This window comes from Paenibacillus sp. DCT19 (assembly GCF_003268635.1).
Lineage (GTDB): Bacteria > Bacillota > Bacilli > Paenibacillales > Paenibacillaceae > Paenibacillus.
Genome location: NZ_CP029639.1, coordinates 3,335,753 through 3,361,309, shown reverse-complemented (window position 1 = coordinate 3,361,309; position 25,557 = coordinate 3,335,753). Strand labels below are relative to the sequence as shown.

The 25,557-nt window shown below is 39.9% G+C and carries 27 protein-coding genes and 2 pseudogenes; 2 read left to right on the top strand and 27 right to left on the bottom strand.

The features are described from left to right. The first annotated feature begins 53 nt into the window (after nucleotides 1–53). Entirely contained in the window at nucleotides 54–1,328 is a 1,275-nt protein-coding gene (locus tag DMB88_RS15305) for a stalk domain-containing protein (protein ID WP_128102045.1), read from the top strand. 131 nt (nucleotides 1,329–1,459) lie between these two features. Here the strand turns inward: DMB88_RS15305 and DMB88_RS15300 are convergent, their stop codons facing one another. The 24 genes and pseudogenes from DMB88_RS15300 to DMB88_RS15185 all read right to left on the bottom strand — a co-directional run bounded on the left by DMB88_RS15300 (nucleotide 1,460) and on the right by DMB88_RS15185 (nucleotide 20,668). After that, on the bottom strand, nucleotides 1,460–1,702 hold the full coding sequence (locus DMB88_RS15300; RefSeq protein WP_254438188.1) for a DUF7674 family protein: 243 nt from the start codon (nucleotides 1,700–1,702) through the stop codon (nucleotides 1,460–1,462). A gap of 499 nt (nucleotides 1,703–2,201) precedes the next feature. Then, nucleotides 2,202–2,600: a hypothetical protein gene (locus DMB88_RS15295; protein WP_128102044.1), complete on the bottom strand. Its 399-nt coding sequence runs from the start codon at nucleotides 2,598–2,600 to the stop codon at nucleotides 2,202–2,204. A gap of 789 nt (nucleotides 2,601–3,389) precedes the next feature. Further along, nucleotides 3,390–4,070 carry an Imm3 family immunity protein gene (locus DMB88_RS15290; RefSeq protein ID WP_128102043.1) on the bottom strand — a complete coding sequence of 227 codons (681 nt, stop codon included), beginning with the start codon at nucleotides 4,068–4,070 and terminating at the stop codon, nucleotides 3,390–3,392. Next, nucleotides 4,067–4,222 (bottom strand): annotated as a pseudogene (locus DMB88_RS32030) (deaminase domain-containing protein); the annotation flags it as partial. The pseudogene DMB88_RS32030 and the gene DMB88_RS15290, both read right to left, overlap by 4 nt. A gap of 65 nt (nucleotides 4,223–4,287) precedes the next feature. After that, the gene (locus DMB88_RS15280) at nucleotides 4,288–4,569 is read right to left on the bottom strand and encodes a hypothetical protein (RefSeq protein WP_128102042.1); all 282 of its coding nucleotides are present in this window, start codon (nucleotides 4,567–4,569) and stop codon (nucleotides 4,288–4,290) included. A gap of 503 nt (nucleotides 4,570–5,072) precedes the next feature. After that, a complete protein-coding gene (locus DMB88_RS15275) occupies nucleotides 5,073–5,552 on the bottom strand; it encodes a hypothetical protein (RefSeq protein WP_128102041.1) in 480 nt (159 codons plus the stop codon). Nucleotides 5,553–5,595: 43 nt separating this feature from the next. Continuing rightward, on the bottom strand, nucleotides 5,596–6,297 hold the full coding sequence (locus DMB88_RS15270) for a hypothetical protein (protein WP_128102040.1): 702 nt from the start codon (nucleotides 6,295–6,297) through the stop codon (nucleotides 5,596–5,598). 570 nt (nucleotides 6,298–6,867) lie between these two features. Next, nucleotides 6,868–7,152 carry a hypothetical protein gene (locus DMB88_RS15265; protein ID WP_128102039.1) on the bottom strand — a complete coding sequence of 95 codons (285 nt, stop codon included), beginning with the start codon at nucleotides 7,150–7,152 and terminating at the stop codon, nucleotides 6,868–6,870. Between the two features lie 402 nt (nucleotides 7,153–7,554). After that, entirely contained in the window at nucleotides 7,555–8,244 is a 690-nt protein-coding gene (locus DMB88_RS15260) for an Imm3 family immunity protein (RefSeq protein ID WP_128102038.1), read from the bottom strand. A gap of 5 nt (nucleotides 8,245–8,249) precedes the next feature. Continuing rightward, on the bottom strand, nucleotides 8,250–9,272 hold the full coding sequence (locus tag DMB88_RS31225; protein WP_254438187.1) for a deaminase domain-containing protein: 1,023 nt from the start codon (nucleotides 9,270–9,272) through the stop codon (nucleotides 8,250–8,252). A gap of 81 nt (nucleotides 9,273–9,353) precedes the next feature. Beyond that, on the bottom strand, nucleotides 9,354–9,959 hold the full coding sequence (locus DMB88_RS15250) for a hypothetical protein (protein ID WP_128102037.1): 606 nt from the start codon (nucleotides 9,957–9,959) through the stop codon (nucleotides 9,354–9,356). Between the two features lie 136 nt (nucleotides 9,960–10,095). Then, a complete protein-coding gene (locus DMB88_RS30570; RefSeq protein WP_128102036.1) occupies nucleotides 10,096–10,413 on the bottom strand; it encodes a hypothetical protein in 318 nt (105 codons plus the stop codon). Then, a complete protein-coding gene (locus DMB88_RS15240) occupies nucleotides 10,362–10,910 on the bottom strand; it encodes a hypothetical protein (protein WP_254438186.1) in 549 nt (182 codons plus the stop codon). The genes DMB88_RS30570 and DMB88_RS15240 overlap by 52 nt, the downstream gene beginning before the upstream one ends. A gap of 267 nt (nucleotides 10,911–11,177) precedes the next feature. Beyond that, a complete protein-coding gene (locus tag DMB88_RS15235; RefSeq protein WP_128102035.1) occupies nucleotides 11,178–11,702 on the bottom strand; it encodes a hypothetical protein in 525 nt (174 codons plus the stop codon). 458 nt (nucleotides 11,703–12,160) lie between these two features. Next, nucleotides 12,161–12,500 (bottom strand): annotated as a pseudogene (locus DMB88_RS15230) (SMI1/KNR4 family protein). Between the two features lie 366 nt (nucleotides 12,501–12,866). Next, nucleotides 12,867–13,346 carry a hypothetical protein gene (locus DMB88_RS15225; protein ID WP_128102034.1) on the bottom strand — a complete coding sequence of 160 codons (480 nt, stop codon included), beginning with the start codon at nucleotides 13,344–13,346 and terminating at the stop codon, nucleotides 12,867–12,869. Nucleotides 13,347–13,361: 15 nt separating this feature from the next. After that, entirely contained in the window at nucleotides 13,362–16,436 is a 3,075-nt protein-coding gene (locus DMB88_RS15220) for a hypothetical protein (protein ID WP_128102033.1), read from the bottom strand. 8 nt (nucleotides 16,437–16,444) lie between these two features. Beyond that, entirely contained in the window at nucleotides 16,445–16,687 is a 243-nt protein-coding gene (locus DMB88_RS15215) for a hypothetical protein (protein WP_128102032.1), read from the bottom strand. A gap of 22 nt (nucleotides 16,688–16,709) precedes the next feature. After that, complete coding sequence (locus DMB88_RS15210) at nucleotides 16,710–17,411, bottom strand: PAAR-like protein (RefSeq protein ID WP_128102031.1); 702 nt, start codon at nucleotides 17,409–17,411, stop codon at nucleotides 16,710–16,712. Then, nucleotides 17,383–17,925 (bottom strand): hypothetical protein, encoded by a 543-nt coding sequence (locus DMB88_RS15205; RefSeq protein ID WP_128102030.1) that lies wholly within the window; start codon nucleotides 17,923–17,925, stop codon nucleotides 17,383–17,385. The genes DMB88_RS15210 and DMB88_RS15205 overlap by 29 nt, the downstream gene beginning before the upstream one ends. Nucleotides 17,926–17,936: 11 nt before the next feature. Beyond that, nucleotides 17,937–19,076, bottom strand: coding sequence for a pentapeptide repeat-containing protein (locus DMB88_RS15200; RefSeq protein WP_128102029.1), 1,140 nt, complete (start codon nucleotides 19,074–19,076; stop codon nucleotides 17,937–17,939). A 19-nt stretch (nucleotides 19,077–19,095) separates the two neighbouring features. After that, nucleotides 19,096–19,662, bottom strand: coding sequence for a hypothetical protein (locus DMB88_RS15195; RefSeq protein WP_128102028.1), 567 nt, complete (start codon nucleotides 19,660–19,662; stop codon nucleotides 19,096–19,098). Further along, nucleotides 19,638–20,306: a hypothetical protein gene (locus tag DMB88_RS15190; RefSeq protein ID WP_128102027.1), complete on the bottom strand. Its 669-nt coding sequence runs from the start codon at nucleotides 20,304–20,306 to the stop codon at nucleotides 19,638–19,640. The genes DMB88_RS15195 and DMB88_RS15190 overlap by 25 nt, the downstream gene beginning before the upstream one ends. After that, nucleotides 20,192–20,668, bottom strand: coding sequence for a hypothetical protein (locus DMB88_RS15185; RefSeq protein WP_128102026.1), 477 nt, complete (start codon nucleotides 20,666–20,668; stop codon nucleotides 20,192–20,194). The genes DMB88_RS15190 and DMB88_RS15185 overlap by 115 nt, the downstream gene beginning before the upstream one ends. Before the next feature lie 341 nt (nucleotides 20,669–21,009). Here DMB88_RS15185 and DMB88_RS15180 point away from each other — a divergent pair, with 341 nt between their 5' ends. Continuing rightward, on the top strand, nucleotides 21,010–21,357 hold the full coding sequence (locus tag DMB88_RS15180; protein ID WP_128102025.1) for an MmcQ/YjbR family DNA-binding protein: 348 nt from the start codon (nucleotides 21,010–21,012) through the stop codon (nucleotides 21,355–21,357). A gap of 352 nt (nucleotides 21,358–21,709) precedes the next feature. Here DMB88_RS15180 and DMB88_RS15175 read toward each other — a convergent pair whose 3' ends face one another. Genes DMB88_RS15175 through DMB88_RS15165 form a run of 3 tightly spaced genes read right to left on the bottom strand, consistent with a single transcriptional unit; the run spans nucleotide 21,710 to nucleotide 25,456 of the window. After that, nucleotides 21,710–22,885 carry a Ger(x)C family spore germination protein gene (locus tag DMB88_RS15175; RefSeq protein ID WP_128102024.1) on the bottom strand — a complete coding sequence of 392 codons (1,176 nt, stop codon included), beginning with the start codon at nucleotides 22,883–22,885 and terminating at the stop codon, nucleotides 21,710–21,712. Next, a complete protein-coding gene (locus DMB88_RS15170) occupies nucleotides 22,882–24,015 on the bottom strand; it encodes a GerAB/ArcD/ProY family transporter (protein WP_164848701.1) in 1,134 nt (377 codons plus the stop codon). Before DMB88_RS15170 ends, DMB88_RS15175 begins: the two co-directional genes overlap by 4 nt. Before the next feature lie 37 nt (nucleotides 24,016–24,052). Continuing rightward, entirely contained in the window at nucleotides 24,053–25,456 is a 1,404-nt protein-coding gene (locus DMB88_RS15165; protein WP_128102022.1) for a spore germination protein, read from the bottom strand. Between the last annotated feature and the right edge of the window lie 101 nt (nucleotides 25,457–25,557).

Here is a 25,557-nt window from a genome sequence, read left to right as displayed (position 1 = left end):
TTGTTCATGTATGTAGTTACGATTAATGTGAGAGTTGGAGGTAATAATCAATCATGCTTTATAAGAAAATAATGAAAACTACCGCGGCAACCGTGCTTGCCTTCTCGTTACTTGGCACTCTTCCGAATCTATCAACCATTTCGGCTGCACCAGCAATCACCGTCAAACTGGATAATATCGCTCTGAAGTTTGATGCAGCACCCCGTATAGAAAAAGGCGTCACCTACGTTCCGTTCCGGACAGTCGGGGAATCGCTAGGTGTTGGTATCGAGTGGAACAGTAAGACACAGACGGTCAAAGCTGTTGGCAAGGTAAAAGGACAGACAACCGAGGTATTGCTTCAGGTAGGAAGTTCCACGGCAACGGTTAATGGCAAAAAGGTTAAACTCGCTGCTGCACCCGTCCAAAGAGAAGGTCGTGTACTCATCCCGTTAAGCTCATTTAGCAGTCAATTCGGAGTTGGTGTAAAATGGGATCAATCCACACGAACCGTATCTCTTGTTTCGCCGCAGCGCGAGATGCATTTGAGAGCGTTCTATGCGGTGAGAGCTTTCCATGAAATAGATCTTGTGTCTACCATGAACTCCGTTGTGTTTGGCTGGAGTCGGATTGATCGCGAAGGACAATTCACCCTTCAGGGAGATGAGTACAACTTCCCTGCTGCAGCGGGTGACATTACGCCCCAATCCATTGTGGCAGATGCGGCAGATCAGGATATTAAACCCTATCTCATGGTTTATGCTCTAGATGGTAACGGTGAGTTAACGAAAGTATTAAGTGACAGTAGTTTGCGCAAGAAGTCGATTCAAGGGATTAGCACGGCGGTTGCGGAGAATGGATTCGGCGGAGTTGTTCTTGACTTTGAAGGATTGGGCTTCAAATTAGATCCGGTACAGCAGCAGAAGTTGCTGAATAATTATGTTAAAGAATTAAGAGCTTCCCTAGAAGCAGACACCTCCCTATCGTTAGCGGTACCTCCATTAAATAGTTCATACAAGGGTTATGATTACAAAACACTCGCTGCCACAGCCGATGATCTGATCATCATGGCTTATCAGTTCAATCCTGTGGGTACCACTGCCCAGGTACCTGAACCTAACAGCCTTGTGCAGCAAGCGATTGAGTTAGCACTGCAAGCAGGTGTTCCGAAGGAAAAACTGTTGCTAGGTATCAGCTTAAATAGTGAAACCCCATCTTCTGTTGATGATAAGCTCGGACTCGCGAAGCGTTATGATCTGAAAGGGGCAGCCTTCTGGCGTCTAGGTTTGTTCCGTCTCTACAACGATCAGATGGAAGATGCTGTGGGTGCTTCTGTAGTTAAAGAATAAATGTCCTGAGCGACCTTTAGACAGATAGTGATATTGAATATTGGTGGGCATCTCTTGTTTACGAGGGGATGCTCTCTTTTTGTATTATTACCTTCGTGAGTTCGTGGATATCATAGAAGCATCTATCGACCTTAGACGCTCCTACCGATGTCTCTATCAGCTTCGATTTGAAGTTGTGTCGTTGCAGGTCCCATGTATTGCTGTGCGATTGCTAGAATCGATCTATCATTACCGAGTACCTCTAATGCCGTAATTGATAAAAGATTTATCAAATGAGCATCTCCACAAGTAGATACTTCTTCAAAATAGTCAAAAATACGTTCTAACAAACTGATGTTACTTTCTTCGCTTAGCAGTTTTAGAATCTCGGGCATGAAGATATCCTCAATAATTATAGTTTCAAGTACTTCACCGTATGTAGCAATTGATTCTCTATATGCAGTATCTGTTGATGGTAAGAAATCTATAATTCTTCTAAAGAATTCTTCTCATTTCACATTCATAGTTACCAATTCCTTTACTAAAATAGTAGGATGACACTTAAGCTTTACTGGGCGTTGATACGAGAGTAAAAGAACGTTTATCTTCTGGGTCGAATTTTAGGTTAATTCGGCACAGGATGGTGTATTTTTGTTAATATAATTTTATTTTCAGCTTATTGTGATGTACAAAAAAGAAACAACAATACGGCGGATAGCTCGTATTGTGAATTTTATTGATTGTATTGAAAGATAATTATATGATTTTTTTACAATAATCACCTATTCAAAACATCTTTATCAATCACATCTAGATAACTCTCACTAATATCCTCTGGTTCAAACAAACTAGACTCCGAAGATACAAATCGCGAACAAGTTAATCCCCCAATAATCAACAGTCCCTTATCATATTGTATTCTGCCCCTCTTTCAAATAGCTTTATTATGGGTAAGTATAGCTCCTTGAACTGAACAGCAATTGGTACACCCTCCCCTATTAAATAAGCCCATTCTAAATAATGTTTACACACTTCTCTGACAAAAATACCTTCTACATTTTGGAGTGATTCCATACATTTTTCTAATACTTTTTCAGGTAATTGCATATCGATTAATTCCATAGCATTAAATACTATTGTTCTCATCGAATCTTTGTGAAGATAATCATAAAATAATGAGCTCCTTCTCAGGTGCTCAGATAATAACACAATATATGATGGTCTTTTAAACTCAATATGGCTCCAATCAATATTTTGAATAATACCTTTAGCTTCTTCGAATACCTTATTCATCTTTTCCCTCCATACTATCTAAAACTTTCTCTTATCCCCCTCAAAAGTCACCTCGTTGAGGATATGTTAAATCATGGACACCAGAAGGTTCTCCATCTAATGGTTTACTATTCTTAATTGACTCAATTTTACGAAGAGGTATTCCTTCTTGCATTAGCTTATTTTTTGTTAACTCATTATCGGCTAGTTTTCTAAAACTTTTAGTTTCTTAAAACGGTAGCAATTTCATAGAATGACACAGGTATTTAGTATATTACCTTTATGTCCAATATCTTAAGTTCATAGGGAGATTATACGGTTCGAAAGATATTGAGAAAAGATCGCGAAAAACAGATCAATTATGGTGGTATCTGACCATGATCGACCTAACCAGTGCAACGGAATAACCTTATTGAGGTTTTGATACTAAAGGATTGATGCGCATACAACCAAAATAATTAAATATCAGGTTCATTCGGCAGAGGGTGAGATATTTTAATAGCCGAAACTTGCGTTTTATAGTATTGCGGTGGATAAAATGAAACCATACCTGTTGGTTAGCTTGAATTGTGACGTTAACTGTAAAGTTGTCTCAAACCAATCATTATCTAGTAATCCAAAGTAGCATCACTAATATCTTCTGACTCCACCGCACTCATTTCTGCAGTAAGCATAAATATCAATTGGTATTTTTATGCCATACATATCTGCAGCGCTAAAAATTGCCAATCTTGTTCTGGGTTCTTGATTTAAAAAATCATAAAATTGAGAAGTTCTTCTTAAGAACCAAATTTTTGTTCTTAAACTCCTCTAAATTTTACTTAACACTTCCTTAATCCGGATAGAAAGATCAAACTTCTCGGATTCTGTTAATAGTTGACCTATTTCGTTCATATCAAACCGCTCTAATTCGATTTTCAAACTCAAAAATTCATTCTCTGGTTTAATGCTATGTCTAATGAGCAGTTCGGCGAGTGTTGTTTTAACAACAATATTCTCGCTCCACGTACTCCTACATTCACGCTCAAACCTTTCCTCTATTTTCTCAATTATCTCACTTGCATCGTTCGTGTTAACAAAAATTTCTATAAAGTAGTTCTTTACTTCCTTTTCCATTTCATTGTAATACCATCTTGCAAACGGACTATGATCAACAGGAATACTTTCTATCCCATCAAGCACCATATCTCTTCGTTCTAATATGTCTTGGTACTCATCAGAGGTTGTTTCAAGTTGTAACTTTTCTAAATCTAAGCCCTTCAGCAGATTAACTATCCTCTCTTTTGAATTTATAAAAATTTTAGAATGTGTTAAATAAATCCTTCCTTCTGCAATGACAACTACCGCTTTCTCCATTTCGCCTCTTTTTTGTACACCGAAGTATGCCTCAGATGTACAGACGAGTGCTTCAGCATTGCTTATTCCCTGACTCTTGAAATCAAAATATCTTTCATAAAATGCACCGAATAATGCCTCATAATTTCGTTTCATATTTTGGTCCCCTTTAAGGATTCTTTCTTTGGAATTACTAATTCATCGCCGTTATCAATTACTTCAATATCAATATTTGGATAATCTTTATGAAACCTCTCAATAACTCTACTACAGCTTGCACACGTATATAATTTTATTTTTCCACTAGCCTTTGAAGGGTCAGGTAATTAATCCAATCACCTTTCCCTGCCTCCGTCTCTTTCCAGAAGTTCTGCTATCGGCTATTTTGAGGTAAAGGCTTGGTAGGTTTACTGAACGATACATGAGGTGAGCCATCCATGGCGAGCTTTGAACCGGGAAGGCGATTCTTCGCACGATTCAGCGTATCAGAAGCATAATCCGTGATGTTATCCGCTGTTTTATTCAGGTTTGTCTTCGCTTGTTGTTTCCACGCCGTCCAGTTACTATCTAGTGCCGACATGTTTTTACTATTAATCAGCTTATCCGCGGCTTTATTCAACCCATGTTTGGCCAAGCTAGCAAGATTGACGAACATCAGAGCGACAAACTTCTTTGCTGCAACGGCTGCATCTGTAAACGCTACTACATATAGTTAGAGCCAACCTAATGGGTTCGCTGATATGAAGGCCATTATAGGTGATTTTGTGAACTTTTCGTTTTCTTAAAACTGTAGTAATCCCTCAAATTTGTAAAGTATTTAGTATATTCCCTTTAGGTTCAATATCTCTAGTTCTATTATATCTATAGATAAGCGAATTACAGTTTTCAAAGATATTGAGAAATGTTCACGAAAAAAGGACGATTATGGTGATATCTGACCAACCATAATCGTCCTGTCACAGTGTAACAGAATAGCTTTATTGAGATTTTGAAACTAAAGCATTAGATGCCATACAACCCAAATAATTAAATATCGGGTTCATTCGGCACAGGGTGAGATATTCTAGTATTAGCGGTGTATAAACTGAAACCAAACATGTTGGTTAGCTCGCATTCTGACGTTAATGGTAGGAAACTTACTCTGAACTAATAAAAAAATTACTGTAAAGTTGTCTTAAACCAATCATTATCTAGTAAATCCAAAGTAGTATCACTAATATCTTCTGGCTCAACTGCACTCATTTCTAATGGTATAATCCTAGCCCGAGCGGCCCAACCATACACTAACTCACCATTATGATACCTTATCCGTCCTCCCCTGCTGAATAATTTTATAATAGGCACATATAAATCTTGGAATGTAAGTGCAACCGATTCGTTCTCGCCAGATAAATACGCCCATTCTAAGTAACTTTTACAAGCTGATTTGACCAGCGACTCATCTTTTATTTCATTTAATTCATCGCAGTAATCATAAATATCAATTGGTAACTTCATGTCACACATATCTGCAGCACTAAAAATTGCCAATCTTTTTCTAGGTTCTTGATTTATAAAATCATAAAATTGAGAAGATCTTCTTAAGAACTCATATAACAATATCCCGAGCGAAGGTCTATTCGGTTCTTCTTTTCCCAACTAATGCTTTTAATTATCGTTCTTGCTTCATCAAATAACAGACTCAATTAGACATCCTCCTTCTTATGAATAAACTTGTAATTCTACAATAATGTTTCATCAGGCTTGAAATCCGGAAAATCTTTGGGAGGTGGAGGAGCAAGTTCATGTGCCTCCTGATTGGGCGGCCTTCCAGTAATCCCTCTTTAACGTTCCATGATTCAATTTTTCGATACGGTATGCCATCTTGCATCATCTTACTTTCCGCCAATTCATGGTCTGCTAATTGTCTAAACCATATTTTCTCATCTGGTGCTAATTCCCCTTTAAGTGCCTTTTCCCAACCATAACCAATGTGCATATCAGGGTTAAAATAAGCTGTATAATAATACTTTCCCGTAACCGTATCTGGTAAATTAACATGCTTTGTCAGAATTAGATGTTTCTTTAGTTGAATAGCTTCATCCAAATTAAGACCAGTATTTTGGGAGAATATTTTAATCTCATTCATATTTAATCCTGTTTCTCTTAATCTATCATAAGTCTTTTGAGCAATTTTTTCCTGGCTAACAATAGGCTCAAATTCTATAGGTTCACCTCTTGGTTCAATTGGCTTAATAGGTGCAGCTTCACCCATTCCCCCATCCAGTTTCCTCGCTAAATCTCCTTTACCTGCCTCCGTCTCTTTCCAGAAGTTCTGCTGTCGGCTATTTTGAGGCAAAGGCTTGGTAGGTTTACTGAACGATACATGAGGTGAGCCATCCATGGGGAGCTGCGAACCTGGAAGGCGATTCTTCGCACGATTCAGCACATCTGAAGCATAACTAATGATGTTATCCGTTGTTTCCTTAAGCTCTTCAATGCACGGCGACACGGGAGAGACACAGTCGAAAAATCTTACTCAAACTCTCCAAACTGAATCCACTTCGAAATATCTGGAAACGAATGGATTCCTGTATAGTCCAGTTAGAATGAACACCTCCTAAAATTCAACATGAAAATCCGATTTCTTTGAGGTAAAGGAATTATCTCCTTTCGTCGTTTTGATCATTTCTGGCTGGATTAAATCCTTCATTTTTTTCTATCTTCACGTTGTGTTCATGCAGTTATTGTATCTATATGCTTTCGTAATTCAGAATCATATATCGTTAATATCAAATGGCTCGTTTTGTGAACGGCTTAACCAATTTCGAACTGGATAAGATCCTACATTAGTAACATCAATAAAACCTGACCTAACTATAAAATACGCACCCTTCTCGAATAATCTTAATATTGGATCATAAATATCTAAATATTCTTGAACTTCTTTAATTTCATCTGATATTACTGACAATTATAAATATGATTTAATCAGATAATTTGCATACATGTTATTATTCACATATTCAAGCATTTCTCTAGAATAAAACTTCTCTGTATCCATGTTGTTATGAAAACCCAATTCATTGGCAATATCAATGACGAAAGGATTTTGAGGCATAATGTTATGGGATACAGAAAAAATAGCCATCCTTCTCAAATACTCTGCCATTAGTTTCGAATCTTCTCGTGTACCTGCTGTACCAAGAGTTGTCCAATTTACTTTATTCAATCTTTTTATTGCAATTTTACTATACATAATTTTAACCACCCGACTTATTTTGCTAAAGCTGAATTCTATATCATTAATAATTCCTGAAAAGAACCTGGCTGTGCTGGTACTGCAAAATGAGCGCTATTACTGGGATCAGGTTGAGAACGCCTGAAATAGAATCATAAGTGGAATTTTCATATTAATAACTTCTAGTTCTGTTACTCGTGTATTTTTTCAACAGTAACTCAGGTCATTCAGTTTCTGGACATTCACGACAATCATCGTTGCACCTATAGCTGCATCTGCAGCAGCTAGGACATACAGAGAGAGCCCGCCTGATGGGATCGCAGATATGATGGCCACAACGCCAAATTACCACAACACGTTGATTAGATCGTATTGTGGTATTGTTAAGTAGTAGATATGAAATCTTTAATAATGTTTCAGTTATTCTTGACCATTTAATTCAAGTAATTTTTGAATTCGTGATTCTAAGTCATTTTTCTCTTCAGGTAGAAGTTGATTTGTAACACTTTCACTATTAAACTGTACTAATTCTTTTAATATGCTATATGGAATAGGTTTTTGTTCTTCAACTAATTTTTCTCCTAGTAACATATAAATGGTGATTTTCTCACTAAGTGTGTTGTTGCAAGCTCTCTCAAAATGTTCTAATACATACGGAACAAAAAACTCTGATTTTGCATCCTTAATGGTTATAAAATATTGATTTACTCCATTTATGAGTTCCTCATAATACCATCTCGCATCTGGGTATAAATCAACCTGAATATTATTAAGTAGTTTTAGCGCATTATCTCGACGAATAACCAATTCATCAATTTGATTTTTAGTAATTTGTTTCATTTCAAGTTGACCCATGATTTTTTCAAAATTAATTGACTTTAATGCTTTCTCCCTATTTTCTTTTGCTTTAATAAAAATCCGTGAATTTTGTGAGGCTATTTCTACATATAACACATTTATTATTGCCTTCTCCATTTCATCATCCATATTAGGACTATAAAATTCACCAAAAGTTCTAACCAAAGCCTCGTTATTACTTATATTATCTCTCTGTTTACGCTCAAAAAATTCTTCCATAAATGCATCAATGCATTCTTGATATTCCCACATTCAACTTAATTCCCTTCTGTCTCCATTTTAGGAATCTTATTTCCATTATTATGAATCACTTCAATGTCAATATTCGGAAAATCCTTTTTAAACTTATTAATTATACTATTACAACTGGCACAAGTATCTTTCTCAGTAAATAATTTAATTGTTCCTTTTGCATTGTAGTTCCCATTCAGCTTTAAAGCTATATCATTAATGATCTTATACTCAGTATCATCATCTCTTAAATATGGTATTCCGTCATCATCAACTGCCTTTTGTGCTTCATATTTTGGCTTATTAGGTTTAAGAGGTTTAAAAGAAAAGTCCATCAAGTTAGGATTTTTACCGTGATCTGTAACTTGACTGTGAGCGAAAAATTCTGTTTTGCTTATCCCCTCAATATTTACCTCTGCATAACCCATATTAGCTCCAGATTTATTCAAAACCCTGTTTGATAGTGTCGCCTTTAGTTCCGATACTCTTTTAATAATTGCAGCATCTTTAATTGGATCAATTATTCTTGTTGGGAACCAACTTCCACCTTCCCCCGTTTCCCCATCCAGTTTCCTCGCTAAATCTCCTTTACCTGCCTCCGTCTCTTTCCAGAAGTTCTGCTGTCGGCTATTTTGAGGCAAAGGCTTGGTAGGTTTACTGAACGATACATGAGGTGAGCCATCCATGGCGAGCTTTGAACCGGGAAGGCGATTCTTCGCACGATTCAGCGTATCAGAAGCAACATCCGTGATGTTACCCGCTGTTTTATTCAAGTTCGTCTTCGCTTGTTGTTTCCACGCCGTCCAGTTATTATCTAGTGCCGACATGTTCTTGCTATTAATCAGCTTATCCGCGGCTTTATTCAACCCATGTTTGGCCAAGATCGCCAGATTGACGAACATCAGAGCGACACCGAGATCATCCAGCATCTTCTGATCCATTCCAAGAAACGTAGGATTGGAATATGCGTTTCCGTTCTTCAGGTCATTCAGTTTCTGGACATTCAGGGAACTCTTCATTCCCAGAAAACACAACAACAGATCAATCATCTAACGATTGATCTGCTGAATGTTAAATTTCGTATAGTTATCAAAAAAAGAGCGTGTTATTGAATCATTATTCATCATTTTTTAATTTAAATTACTGTTGGTAATAATGATTTGACAGCTTTCATTCGATATTGTAAGACTTTCTTCTTTCAATATCACTATATTATGGTAGTATTGCTCTAAATCATTTTTTACTTTTATTAAATCTAAACTGCCATTCACGTACAAGTATAAAAAATCTACCTTTAGAGTTTCAATGTCAATATCCATTTCTATTTTAATGATATCCTCAAACATACGGTCTACCGGTTCAACACTAACAATTATTTTGTTTCCATAATCCATACCAGCTTTACCTAATCCGTGTTGTGTTTCAAATTCTTCTTTCCTTGCCTTAGCTTCTTTTAATCCATAAACTGCGATTAAGCCCCCGTGCGTATAATCATAACTATCTCCGAACAAAGTAGCTAATCTAGAATAATTAGGAGAACCCATTTTAAAAATATGAATTAATTCACATATAAGCTCGCATAATGTACTTCTGTAAAATGTTTGTTTTAAACTTATAAACTCATCACTGATTGCATAAAAAGAATCAAAAGTCAACGGTTCATCATCTACAATCATACCTGCGAAATAACTTGGCTTGTATAAAAACTCTCTTTTCGATTTATCATTTATATGCATGAAATATTCCTCCTACTAAATCTGCTAGTTCTTTTATTGTTATCCACAAGATCGATTTCCCCGCCTCTTTCAAACAATTTTATAAGAGGCTCATATACATTATAATATTTTCGAGCTCTTAATACGCCCTGATCAACTATGCCGACAACTCCAAGTATTGTATACAAATCGACTTGATTATTTCATTTTGAATGGATGAAACTGTTGGACTTATTTTTTCTATTTCTAAAATAGGTGAATATCCTAAAGCTTCTGCAACATTTACAAATGGACTTTCGAGACTCAAATCCAAATATGAAAAACGTTCAAAATATGCTGATCTTTTTAAAAATTCATTTGCCAGGATTAAATGGGAGTTCTTTTCTGCTTCTTCAAACTTAAAGTTAATTGAATTAATCCTGTTTACAGCATGTTCCAAGCAGTTTTCAATAACGATATTATCCTCATTACCCACATTATCTCCATGTCTTGTTCAATATCCATCTGATCTAATTTTTGATCACTTATATCAAGCGGTTCTAAATTAGTTCGATCTACAATTTCGAAGGATTCACCAGCGACATTCACAAATCCTCCCCTTTTATAGAATGAACCTCCTCTTTCATATAGCTTAATTACTGGCTCAAATAAATCTTGATTTTCGAGAGCTATTTGATTTCCTTCATCAATTAATGCGTTCAACTCTAAATAACTATCTACTATTACTCTATGATAGCTGTTGTTGATTTTATCCAATACTTGAAATTCTTCAAAGTTCTCTTCAGACTTAGTTATTGAATTTGATATAACAATGAATGGATATATACAAGAACCTGGAAATTTATTTGAGAAAATTGATGCTCTTCTTAAATATTCACTACACAGATGAACATGTGATCTTGTTTCTCTATTTCCGATACTATTCCAATCTATAGCAGATATACGTTCAATTGACTGATCTAGCCTTTTCATTTACTTTGTCTCTCCATCTGTTTTAATTTTGTGTGCTTCTTTCTATACATTCTTCTAAAACACAAGTACTCAAATTTAGATTATGGAGATGATAACCCTCCTTCCGTTTTAAAATACTCATATCTCTATAATTGAAATTTTGGATCATTGTTTAAGCTCTAGAATTTTTATTGATGGGATAATATTGCTTTCTTATGTAGAATATTTAATTGACTGTTCTTATCATTTGATATTTTTATTCTGTTTCGGCCAATTATGAGAAAAATACTACTTTTCCATTATTCCATCGACATTATCTAAATATAAATCACTAATGTCTATTGGTTCATTTTTTGAGTACCTTTCCACCCATTCACCAAGTAGTAAAGTACTCCCTCCGGTCTCAAGATACACTCCCTTATCTATCCTTAGCGAGCCGCCTCTTTCTAAGAATCTAATTATAGGTTCATAAATATCTTGATATTTCATTGCTATTGTAATTCCAATGTCTAATAAGTAAGCCAATTCTATATAACGCAAATACATTATCCTTGTGATAGGGTTAGAGGGAATGTCTTCTGTAGGAAATATCTGTTCACTTATTCTCTCAAGGTCAAGTTCAATATTTGTCCCCAAAACCTTAATAGGACTAAAGAAAAAATTTGAACTAGTGAAAGTGCTAGATACTAAAAATGCCGATGCTCTCCTCAAGAATTCCGATACTAGACAATCATTAGACTTTTTATTCTCTACCTCTAAAGACCAATCTATTCGCTGTACTCTTTCTATAGCGGTTATGAAATTATAACTCATCCCATTCTTCACCTACTTTTATGGCATAAAATTTATTCAAACCAGCTGATAACCTGGAATTGTTTCAAACTTCGGTTGTTCTGAGGCTAATTCATGAGACCCAAGGGGATCGGGATTAAGACCATCCTTTCCTATTGCCATTAATTTTTCACTCTTGTTCATGGTCTTTCAATTTATTAAACTATTTTCTTTGATAATTCAAAGTTAAACCATTCAACCGCCTTATGAGAAGCAAACACTACTTCAGAATCAAGTAATAACTTAGATCTATAATAGTATATAAAGAAGCAATGTAGCATAGTGTTTACTCTTTGTGGTTTGATTTCTAACGATCTTGTACAATTTTTTTGCAAACCCGAATTTTGCTTCTTGTTATCCGATTAATTATTGAAGTTATTAAGAAAACGTTAATATTATAATTATATGAAAATCATAATCATGCAATTTATTCAAAAGTCCTAAAATGTTTCCGCAACATAAAATAGTTGCTCCCTTGCACGTTTTTCAACCTGTGCTGCTGTTAAACCTTCCTCACGCATTAATATTGCTTTATCTCCAGCATTTTCATGCTCCCAGAACACCATAATGGATCTTTTCATGATCTTTATAATCAAAACAAATTAAGTTTCCTGCGGGATCAAATGCAAATGGAATTAGTTGCTTAGGTATTGTATTTTTATAGTCATTATAAACTTTTTCTATATCATCATTAATTTGCTTATTATAAGAAAGCAACGTTCCAAAGACTTTTTTATACCTCCTACTTCAAAGACTATTAACAGACTTTACCTCTACGATTCAGACTCCATGATCAAGCTATGCAGACCGTCAAACTGATTACTTCCCTCGGACAGGCTCAAGTAACCTGACACTATATTCTGAAAGAACTGAAAATAGACAATCTACTTTCTCTAGTTTCAATTCCTTTAATTGATTTAGGAATAAAAAAGAAAGCTCTTTCCTACTCATGCTTCAAGTGGGAACGAGCTTTTCAATATTACCTTAGTTCGTCTTTGAAAACCAAGCCTATATTACAGCATGGTTAATTGGTTAACTGAAAACTGCTCTAAAACGATTTGCCAAAACATCGCAAAAACTTGAGGAGAATAATTTTTCCAGAAATCCTTTTCAAAGGAGTTTTCTAGCTTGTCTTGTTAATCCGCTTCATACACTACCAGGTTCCCCATATACATAACGTTCATACCAGCCCTGCAATGGGATGTAACCAAAGCCTTTGATCTCAATACCCATTGTATTAATATTAAAACATCCTCCACTCTCAATTATTTCGAGTAAAGGTTCGTAAATTTTTAAATATTCAGAATATTCTGGATGATTATCAATGTATTTTGCTAACTGAATATAAAAAGAAACTATAAATTCAATATAACCATGTTTCTCCAAAAACTCATTAGTGCTTTTGTTACAGAGCCCATAAATATTTATCTTTAAATCAGTGTCACCAAGCAAATATGCTATATTGCTATAAACAGGTGTTTTCGGTATTTGACATTCAGCTTTATAAAAACTAGCAAGTCTTCTCAAAAATTCGTTAACTAACTTTCCATTATCTTTTGACACATTGGTACCGAATTCATTCCAATTCACTTGGTTAACTCTAGTTACGGCCTGATCGTAGTACATTAATAAACACCTCATCTAATAATCTATTTTAGCTTCAGAATACTTCATATAATCTTCAAATCTTTTATCCTTACCCGTTGGAAATGGCGTACTATATTGTCTAGCCCCTAAGACATTAGCCGCATCATGAGCATTTTTCTCAGGGTCTTCAAGAAAGGTATTTCCGTTCCATGTAGATTTATCTCTCAAAGGTAAAGGATCAAATCTTATACCATGTTCATCTATATAACCATACTTCATAATTTCTTGTTCTTTCAATTCATGATGTGCTAAGTTTTGAAACCAATCTTTTTCCATATTAGTTAATTCTCTTATTTGTGCTTGTTGCCAAGCATAGGCAATATCAGGATCTGCTTGAAAGTAGAAATTACCATATGGCTTACCAGCAATAGATATTTTATCATGTATCGTTAAGAAAACGTGCTTTTTCATTTTAATAATTTGCTCTTCAGTTAATCCAGTATTTTTAGCTACAGTTGAAACATCATCTAAACCAACTTTTCTTATTTCAATATAATATTTCTCTAACAATGCCTGGTATCCATCGCCTGGTTCTGGTTCAGGAATATATTTTCTCATTTCGTCAGAATAAGGAGTAAATTCACCCGTTCCCCCATCCAATTTCCTCGCTAAATCTCCTTTACCTGCCTCTGTCTCTTTCCAGAAGTTCTGCTGTCGGCTATTTTGAGGCAAAGGCTTGGTAGGTTTACTGAAGGATACATGAGGTGAGCCATCCATAGCGAGCTTTGAACCTGGGAGGCGATTCTTCGCACGATTCAGCGTATCGGAAGCATAATCCGTGATGTTACCCGCTGTTTTATTCAAGTTCGTCTTCGCTTGCTGTTTCCACGCCATCCAGTTACTATCTAATGCCGACATGTTCTTGCTATTAATCAGCTTATCCGCGGCTTTATTCAACCCATGTTTGGCCAAGATCGCCAGATTGACGAACATCAGAGCGACACCGAGATCATCCAGCATCTCCTGATCCATTCCAAGAAACTTAGGATTGGTGTACGCGTTTCCGTTCTTCAGGTCATTCAGTTTCTGGACATTCACGACAATCATCGTTGCACCTATAGCTGCATCTGCAGCAGCCAGGACATACAGAGAGAGCCCGCCTGATGGGATCGCAGATATGATGGCCACAACGCCAAAAATAATATTGAATTGGGCAATCATCATCTGGGGATCTACTATCAACACTTGGAACGTATACCTGGATAAGTATACCGTTTTTTGCGTTTTTTTGCTCAAATAATCCGGTTTTTGCGGAATGACATGTTCCAGCTCCATCTGATCGAGCCATGGACGGATAGATTTAAAGGCATCTCCAAGACCGGTGGATTCCATGAACTGCTCTCCCAGACTCTTTTTCCCACTTGAAGATCCTTGCCCAGAAGAGCGCTGTCCACTTAGTACCGGAGGTGCGGGTAGCATCGCTTGGATTTGCGCTTCCGTTTTCCCTGCCCGTTCTCCTGTTGCCCGAATCTCCTTCGATTGTTGCTGCCAATTGTAAATCTTCGTACGGTTCTGATTCATCTCCTTGTATTCCTGTTGCTGCTGCGCCAGTTCCACTTGTTTTTGCTCTTTGCTTTTCTTTTCGGGTTCAGCGGCAGGTTGATTCACATACTTCTTCTGATAAACCGTTTTCTGTTCATCCGGCGTTTTACTGCTCATCCAGTCCTTCGCCTGATTCGCTAGTCCAGGATCACTCTGAGCTGTCTGTGCAACCTGACTGCGAATATCAGCGCGCTGTGCATCGGTTAACTGTACTGCCGTCTTCAAATTCATCGACAGATCTATTTCCTGCTTCATGATTTCGCCATCTGCCAACATATCCAGATACAGCTCTTCCAGTTCTTCATCGGTCAGCATTTCCGCAAAATCAACTTCGATCTTCTGGAAATCCACCTTTTTACTCTGAATGCCCACCCGGTTGCCACTAAGGACGACATATTGATCCACATTCGTCTGCAAAACAATCTGCTGCTCTGCTTGAATTTTGAATGATTCCAGCATACCCTTGTCGCTACCTGAACCCGCCTCAATCTGACTACTCGCCACCACGAGCAGATCTTCCGTCGCGTTCAGACTGATGTTTCCCGCATCCAGATGCAGACTGACGCTTCCTTTCTTGAACAATACGCCATCGTCGCCAAGCTGCATACGCGCTTCGCCTGGCATCTCGAACACTTTGGTTGCTGGCTTATGGAATACAGTCCGGCTTTTCATATCCTCGCTACCACCGCGAACAGAATTAATAGCCATAGACTGTTTCTCTGTCCCACTGGGGAAATATACCTTGATGCGTGCACCTTCATCCGGCAAACAGTGAAAAATGTTGTTACCTTCCCCTGAGTACGGAAACCACCAGTTGCCTTGCTCATCATGTTGGTCGTCGATGTCCAGATGTACTTTCACCATGTTATTCGCCCGTTTCACAACACGCCCTTCCAGCGATCTACCCTGAAGTTGCTCATTCCGTCGGGATTTGCGTCGTAGGCTTCGTCTTTGGACGAACAGGTATTCATATCTAAGTCTGCCTGCGTTATAGCTAATGACGGATTCGGACACCACCCAGATCTGACCTTTGAAAGAGACATCATCGCCTACTTGGCAGAATTGTTCACTTGTCACACGGTAACGGACAAAGTCAGACTCAGTTACCTTCTTCGCATCATCACCTTCCGCATGTGCCTTCAGTTGCTCATACTGTGCTCGATCCTTCATCGCCGTGTACCGAATAGCCTTGATATCTTGCCCCCACGATAAGTCCGGGACTCCGAAGAATATACGAGGGGCATCCATCGTAACATCCGGCAAGATGACGGTACCCACACGGGCTGCGAGTCGCTTCATGAATTGCCAGTCCGTCTCCTCATATTGCACAAGCAGTGCTCCGATTGATGCCTGATCACTGGTTGCCATGTTCTGGGCATCTCCTCCATGGTACTTTCCAGCCAACTGGCGCACAGCATCAGTATACGTTAGACGTTTGTTCTGATAGGAACGGCTCTGGGGTGTCATATCCATCACATAGCTACGTGAGAGTGCATGTACTTCAACAAGAGGGATGCCATCCTCCATCTGGATGTCTACCTTGATAATCCCCCAGCAAACCAGCTTTCCGGTCTTGCATCCGTAATCTTTTGTATTACCAAACTATCCTCAAAGCTGCTATGTATCAAGCATTGCTCTGCTTCCTCTTCGCTCATGCGAGCTATAAATATACATTTAGCATGCGTGTTAAAGGCTCTCTCAATTCGAAAACTACGCAGCTCCTTGATGTTATATGGCCATGTTAACTCATAGCCATCTCCTTGATAAGTTACTTCCATATCTCATCTCCCCCTTTAGAAACTACCTCGCTGAAAATTGAGGGGGAGCTGGATCCATGCCATTGGTAAGTAAGCTGATTTTCCCACCGCATTTGCAATACAAGCAAGACTTGCTCGTTAATGCGGGTACCCCTTGAATAGATACATTGGAACTCCCATTTGTCCACTTTGTCGTTGCTCCAGTCAATGCATCCAATAATGAATTAGACATGGGTAGTGAGACCAAAGCGCTAAGTTGGGCTGTAGCTTGAGCGGTAAATGGGGCTTGTGCTGGTGCAGATGTTGAAGCTGTAGGCATCAAATCTGGCGCACATGGAAATACAGCCTTACCGAATGTTGGTTCTAATGGATCTGGATCAATGATATGTGGAAGGGCAGCGTAATCTCCAATTAGCTTTTCCGCTGTCTTCATGGGATGCAGCTCACTTCTACAGTATCCGAACGAATACAGATTCCCATCAATGTTTTCTCCCATCTTGGTACAAGGCACGCCGTGCATAACTCTTGGCTCCGATGTGGACGTCACGCAGTCGTCCACTGTTAGCATTGGACTCCCATTGATATACACACCATTAGGCTCCAGCTTGTTAAGCACATCCTCATGTGTTCCTAAGGTACAATACATATAAGCACCTGCGGTTACATAGGTATCCTCACTTCTCCAAGGTGAGCTTAGCAACTCACCTAGCGTACCTTTATCTAGTACCGTATCTATAATCCCCATCTAGTTCTCCTCCTGTTATCTGAATCGGTCTCACGATTAACCCGTATATTCCTGCTTTTAATAACTTCTCGGCTACTTCAAGTCCTACGATTGTCAGATATGAACGGTAATACGGGACGCACCATATTGAGCTTTCGCTCAACCCTTGATGTCCAAGAGCTATACCGTTCACTTGTCCAGCTTGAACCTGAACTGCCTCGGGTGCCATCCAGCTCACTTGAGGTAACTCGATCCATTCATAGAACGTCTGGTTCTGCTGCTCCAGATTCATGACAACAATGCGTTTGTGATGAAGATCTGATTCCATTTTGAGCATGATGCGAGATAGCTCTTCCACATACAGTTGTATAGGATAGTGGTTCACGATACATGGGGATGTAAACACTTCACCTTGTTTTACATACACCATTTCTTCATCTGCTGTCTGTTCATACCCCTGAAGCATCCGTTCCGGCCATTGAATAGCCCCTTGCTGCGGGAGACGGCGGTCATATTCGATGATATAGTAATCCATACGCTAGCCTCCTAAGCCTCAACCCATTCTACGGAAGCTCGTTGCTCAGAGGTCAGTTCAACCCGGAACCGATCCTGTGCAAGCATCCGGCTACCTGAGAGATCTGCTCCTGTAAAATTCACCTGCTCTAGTTCTGCGCCCGTAAAATCACCAGCAATCCTAGCGTACCTAAATGTGGCATGGCTTAGATTCGCTCCCTGAAACCGAAGTCCATGAATACCATAGATCAGTCCATGCGTCTCTATGAATGTATCCCGTTCACTCCATGCGCCATCGAAGTTGGCACCTGTGAGGTTACAATCTCGAAAGTCTGTATCAATAAGTAGTGTTTGCCCGTAGTTGGACTGTGTACATTGACAACGTTCAAATCGTGTGCCTAGTAGGCTTGCGCCTTCAAAGCTGCTTCCACTCAAATCCACTTCCTCGAATCTCGCATGATTGAAATCGAGTTCTGCATAATTTCCGTTACAGAGATTAACACCAGCGATATGTTCATAGATATATTCATTCGGTAGCCTGCTTTCCAGCCAACCTTTGCACGCAATAGAGCTTCTCTGTAATCCGTTGAAACGATATACCGATTCCGTTACTTCCTGATCCTGATACTCTCCCACACGAACTTCGAAGTGTACCTCTTTTCTGATTGCTTCAAATGAATCCATTGTACGGATCGTATCCATCGCATGACGAACAGCAAGAACCATATAAATGTGAAAAGGATAGAGCTGACCTGCTTGCCATGCCTCTAATGCGGCCTGATCAATCCGATTCATATACCGTCTGCGACCATCCTCGCATTCCTCAATCCATTGATCCATAAAGCTGTAGATCCAGCTCGCATCATATAAAAATCCACTGACAGGCACTTCACTTTCTTGACGTCTATCACTTGCGTGCAGCATGTAGGCAGGATCGCCTTGAATGAGCCTTGTCCGCATCAACGACACGTGTATAGTACTGCACGACTGAAGCTCTCCGCGCTCTTGCTGGAGCAAGATTTGTTCACACAGCGTCCCAAATAACGGAACGAACCCTTGCACGATCTCTGATCTATTCGCAATATAAAATTCATGAAGCTTATGTACTTGGGCGTTTCGCAGCGGCAATGCCTCTTGTTCCAGAAACTGCTGCCATAGTTCCATCTGATGCATGGGTCCATCCTCCGCATTTTTACTGATTCATTAATATTTCGATCCCTTTGATCACGACCTGTCCTTGATCGATGGTTAAACCGCCATTACCGTCTTTGGTAGACATATCAATCTGATTCGCCTGAAGGGTCACCGTCTCTGCTACTAATTCCACTTGTTTACTTGCCTGTAGCGTGATCTTGTTCTCGCAATTAAGAATAATCGTTCCAGCACTGGTCAGGGTCAGCGTTGCCCCTCCGGTCGAGCCGGTAATCGTGATGCGATCCTCTTCAAAGGTAATCTTCTGACCCGTCGGTGTTAGAAGGAACTTCGTATTGGGATTGGCCATCAGATCTTCTTTCAGATCCTTATCAAAATTCACAACTGGCTGCAGCTGTTGCTGCTGTACAACCGTTGTCGTTCCTCCACCTGCCCCGCTACTCCCTCCACTTCCACCTGTTTGCGATGATGCTCCAGACCCTGATTGTGCCGCACTTGCCGGACTTTCTTCTGCAGGTAGTTTTTGACGAACAGAACTGAGCGCAATGCCCTCAGTTTCTCTAGCATTGGGAAAATAGAGCCTTATACTGTCACCTTTTTCAGGCATGCAATACCAGCCAGTCTGATCATCCGATGCATACATCGTGGAGTATGGAACAGATAGGCTGTCGCCAGGCTCCACTCCTGATCGATATCTAGATGAACCTGGACCTCGTCTCTCACTACACCCATGATATTTCCGGAGATGGACGCACCTACCAAGCGGGAGTTGTAACGCTTGCGGCGATATGCAGATGCTTTATGGCCAAGCACATAATGATGTAAAAGCAATCCCTTTTTCATCTCAGTCCGAATTTCGAACACATATAGTGAATGTCCTTTGAACTGCACTTGATCCCCAAGCTGGAGCACACGATCACGTACCTGAACTTCATAACGGATATAATCCTTCTCGTTAATATCGCTCGTCCCCAACTTGGCTTCTTTCTGATAAGCGAGCATGTCCTTATACATGCGGTAATGTGTCGCTTCCAGCTTGCCGGCATCCCGTTGTTCAGGCAGCCCAAGATAGATGCGAATCCGTTCCTCCGTTGATACAGGAACAAGAACCGTATGATAATGTGACGCAAGCCGCTTCAGGAACTCCCAATCGGTTTCTTGATATTGTAGTGTATACGCACCCAGCTTTTTTTTCTCAATAAATGTATTGAAGACCTGTCCATCCGGATAGAACCCACTAATCTTCTGCATAACGTCAGAATCAAATACTTATATTTTGATAGGAACGTGTTTTGCGCCGAGATCCATTGCATGCGAATGGGACACAGCTCCGCTTCAAGCCAGTACACTTTGTTCTCCACCTTCACATGTAGCTTCAAAATAATTCCGTGAAATAAACGTTGCTTTTGACCCTGCTCGTCCGTATAGAACAATTCAACTGGTGTACTCTCGTCCGCCATTCGTACGTACTGTTCTTCCTTCTCTTCTGGAATCACTCCAGTGAAAGTAAGCTTGCCATGATCATGAACTTTCATGAGTAAAGTTACTTCATGAATTCGGATATCAAATGGCTGAATCTGCAATTGTTCATAACTAACTGTTACTAGAGACATATTCCTCACTCACCACCTATTTTCTCAGATGTATTAATTTCTATTTATCGACTTTAAAAATAAAATGTTTAATGGATTTTGTTAATTTTCATTAAAAAGGATAAAAATAAGACTTTATATACATATGATGTATTCGTATCCGCGCACAAAAATGAAGCAGTATCACTACTGCCCCTTCTTCTTGCCCATTTAAATATTTTCGTCTTTAACCAGCCTACTTAGCACTTTTATCCCAGTCTTTACACCATTAATTCATAGCAGATGAGCATCTGTTATACTATGGATAATCAGTTTAAACTTTAACCTAATATACGATGCCTATAAAGGAGATTTACTTTTGCATGAACAATATCATTGAATACTGCCTGACGAAGAAGGGTGCGGTGAAGGACTTTCCTTTTGGGCCAGACATCCTCGTGATCAAGGTTGCCGGAAAAATGTTTGCACTCATTTTTGAAAGCAGACATACGATAAACCTCAAATGTGATCCGGTTATTGCGGAAAATTTGAGAGAACAAAATGAGAATATACAGCCAGGATATCATATGAACAAAAAACACTGGAACACCGTTCTGATCAATGAATCTATGGATGAATCCGATGTGTTTCCTATGATTGATCATTCTTATGATTTGGTCTTCGGTAAACTTCCCAAAAGCACCCGAGAAGCGATCTTGATGAGGATCTAGTTTTCTCTTCTGCATTCCAGTTAGCTCTCGCATCGTCTACACCTTATAGCAATAAAATCATTATTTACCATGAACTGCGAAGTTCATTTCATGAACTTGTCTATTTTCCCGAACAAAAGTTTAATCCACTGCGTCGGGCCAGGCAGACTGGGTAGAAACAACAAAATTAGAGCAAGCATCGCTGACAGTAGTGTTAAACCTCCTGCGACGATTCTTGCTTTTTCTGTGCACTACTGCGCCACTCGCCATACACAATCGCTGCTGTCAGTAGAAATATTCCCAGGACAGATACGAATTTCATTCGATCTATTCCTCCCTACACTTCTTATCTGTATTAACAGAAGTCCCTAGGTTAGTCTGCACCCTGCTCAGGTATACCTTGAGGGCCTATGGACTTTCCTGTACGTGTCACGAGCGCTTCTACCTTCACCTGAACGTCCATCGTAGAAAAAATCTCTTCCCAGTTCTTCTGCTCTCTATTCCATTGCTTGGGATAATGTCTGCGGAATTCGGTAGCGAATTGAAAATAATCTGTTTTTAACTCTTTCTGTGCCATGGATAAAGCTTTTTCTGCTAGCTCTTTCAAATGTTCTGACCATGCTTTGTCCAATTCATTTAATATGGAAGGATCGGTTAAGTTACCATCGGTCGTGTTAAGCACCACTTCTCCTTTGGACTTCACTTTAACCTGCATACGCCATTCATTATTGATAATTTGAGGGGTTAAAGCGGTATGCATTTCAATTGGCCTTATGGAAAAGGAACCCTCCATATTCTTCACCTGTACCGGCATGATAATATTCTCCAGCTCGTTCGCAAGCAACAGAATGCCCACACTCAATGGTTCGGTAACTGTTTTAACATAATGATCATTTTTATATAAGCTTAACCCTTTGACATATGGATTGGATGCAAATCGATCTTTCCCGGGATCTGGTGGTAACATTAACATTCGTGACAATGTAGCAGAACGGCTTGGTCCTTCAATAGACTGGGCTAGTTCAAGTACCGTCACTCGTGTACCCAGCTTCATATTGGCCATCTCACGCAAAGATTCTGCTGAACTTCTTTCGAGGGGATCAAGCAATGCTAGGATATCCTTAGCAGAATCACTAGTAGAGAAGACGTAGGCATGTTCGCGGAATTGAGGGTATCGAAGCAGAAAATCGATGTATTGGCGCAAACCCTTTTTGCCAGCATGCTCACTAATGACTATGACCTCACAGTGCCCCCAGAACATATTCCGTGGCACTTTCCTTTGCAAGCGATTTAGCGCTTCGGCTACTGTACTTCCTTCCGCTGTTCGAATCATCGTTACCCCGCTCGGACTCCCTTCACTACCTCCGGAGGATCCCCCGCCCGCCTTTCTTGGAATAAATATCTGGGAAGTTAGTTGATATCGTTCTTCTTCATAATCGATGGCTGTTGCGAGCACAATTGCCAAATCGTTAACCTCAATCCGATCCCAACACCCAGATAATACGATGCTGCTAAGCAATATCATGATGATAGATATCACTTTCCTCATTCTCTTCCCTCCGATCCTGCCTTAGCTCCATCTCCGCGACTGCGTGTCCACATCGTTCTGAGCAAGGCTATACCATACAAGATTGCCGGAAAAGCCAGCAACAGCACCAAGGTATATACATTCGCTGAAGAGCTGACAAGATTGGCAGCACTGGCGGTGTCGGATACAATCCAATAGGCAAAAACCATACATAAAAATGCGAGCGGTGCTACAACAGGTTTATAGTCATTCAAACCAAACCACTCTGCGGTAGATGTCGCAAAAATATAGAGAAATACAGAGATCTTGACAAAAATCCCAAAGATCCATATGGCAATAATAATGGACTCAATATGCTGGAGAAAGTCAGCAATGGTGATATAACGTGCAGCAACCATGACCGGATATGCAAAACTATCGGTTAAGTCTCCAATTAGAAATAAGCAGATGAGATTGGTAACCATCATGGAAACCGTTGTAAATAGAAGAGAGAACAGCATTGTTTTTGTTAAACCCTTTTTCCGATTAACGTAAGGTAACATAAACGCCAACACAATATATTCACTGAACCAAGCAGCAGGCGCGACTGCCCCTTTCAAGCTTGGCATGATACCTTTTTCCATCAAAGGCAGCATTTCTTCCGGCTTGAGCTCCTTGGTTAACAGGACAAAGATCAGGCATAGAAGCACAACAACCAATGTGACAAATACTTGAGAAGTACGCCCCACCACTTCGATACCCAATCTAACATTGATCACGCAGACGACCACCATCGTACCCATAATCACGAACAAGGGTGTCTTAGGCAAAGCGTTACTTGCAATAAACTCTCCATATCCACGAATAATTAAGCCTGTTAAGTGGGGCAGGAACCCAAGATACATGAGCCCAAATAACTTGCCTGGCAACCAGCCGACGATGAGCGTTGAAGATTGCATAATCGTTTTACCAGGATATAGTCGTTCAAGCCCAAGTGATATGCCTATAGTCGCTAAGCCAACGAGTGATGCCCAGATGGGAGAAATCCACATGTCATGTCCTGCATAATGCATTGTAATCCCAGGGACGGATAAGATGGATGTAGCGAGAATGGCGGGAAAAATCATAAATGCTAATTGAGTGACAGATATTTTCCCCTTCTCGGTCAACATTGAACATCGCCTCCCCTGTTGCGTAATCATTGCCAGTCTATCGGGTTTTGTTCTCTTGCGTCGGTCGCCACCATACATCCTTAAGCTTTTGGGCTGACGTTGGTGTTGCAGGAGATAGGTAGGGTGTACCAAAGGAGCGTAAACTGCTTAAGTGAATCACGATGAGGATCACCCCTAGCATTACACCGATTAAGCCTAGAGTGCCAGCCATCAGCATAATTGGGAAACGCAATAAACGTGCGGCAATGCTGGCAGCATATCTTGGAATCATAAACGATGCGATGCCTGTAATCGCTACGATGATAATCATTGGAGCCGAGACAATTCCCGCAGTTGTTGCAGCTTGGCCGATAATTAATGCGCCAACAATACTCACAGCCGCACCCACCTGTTTAGGTAGCCGAATGCCAGCCTCTCGTAATGCTTCAAAGGAAATTTCCATAATGAGCGCTTCGACAAGTGCTGGAAAAGGAATCTCCTCCCGTGCTTTTGCAATGCTAAGCAGTAGAACCGTTGGAACCATTTCCTGATGGAATGTTGTTATTGCTACATACGCCGAGGGAAGCAGCAGAGACAATGCATAGAAGATATAGCGTAGCCAGCGAACAAATACACTCATGAACATATTTTGATAGTAATCCTCAGGTGATTGCAGCATGGAAAACAGAGTAACCGGAGCTATTAAACTAAATGGAGTGCCATCGATCAACAATGCGAACTTGCCTTCTAACAGATTGGAAGTGACTACGTCAGGTCTCTCCGTTGCGATCATCTGTGGGAAGGGTGAGAAACGCTGATCGATGATTCCCTCCTCTATGTATTGACTTTCTAGCACATCTTGTATCTTTAACTGCGCCAAACGAGCTTCTACTTCTTGCAGTAATTGCGGTTGTATAATGCCTTCTACATACGCAAGCGTAACCTGCGTGCCTGTAAACTCCCCCATGGTTCGCATCTGTAACTTAAGAGCAGGTGTCTTGATTCTCATCCGAAGCAAGGATAGATTCGTGCTTAATGATTCGGTAAAACCGTCCCGTGAACCTCGTACCGTAGATTCCGCTGCTGGCTCCTCCGGTGTTCGGCTTGGGACTTGGTACAATGGATAAATTGTGCCTGGTACTTCGCCATCAATAAGAATAAGTGCTTGTCCTTCCATGACAGCCTGCGCTGCTTGACTTATTGCAAGAATGGTCTTAGACGATGCCATCGGAACCTGTGATGACTCTGCATTTCTTTTCATTGCCATAAGCGGCTCTAACACTTGACGTTCTAACCGATCTGTATCGATTAGCCCCACACAGTACACACACAACGCAGAAGTATGGCAGGCTGTGCGGAACGAGTGAAATATCACATCGGAACAACCTGCAAATTCGGTGCGCAATGTAGCTTCATCTTCTATTAACTTGCCGGTCAGCAATGTTTGCTCTGATGTGCTCATGATGTGTCCTCCAGGTGCGTGACGTGATTCAAATATTCATAGTTAACGACAGCATGTCCTTCTGAAAACACATTTATACGCCTCAGGTGCTACGGATTGCT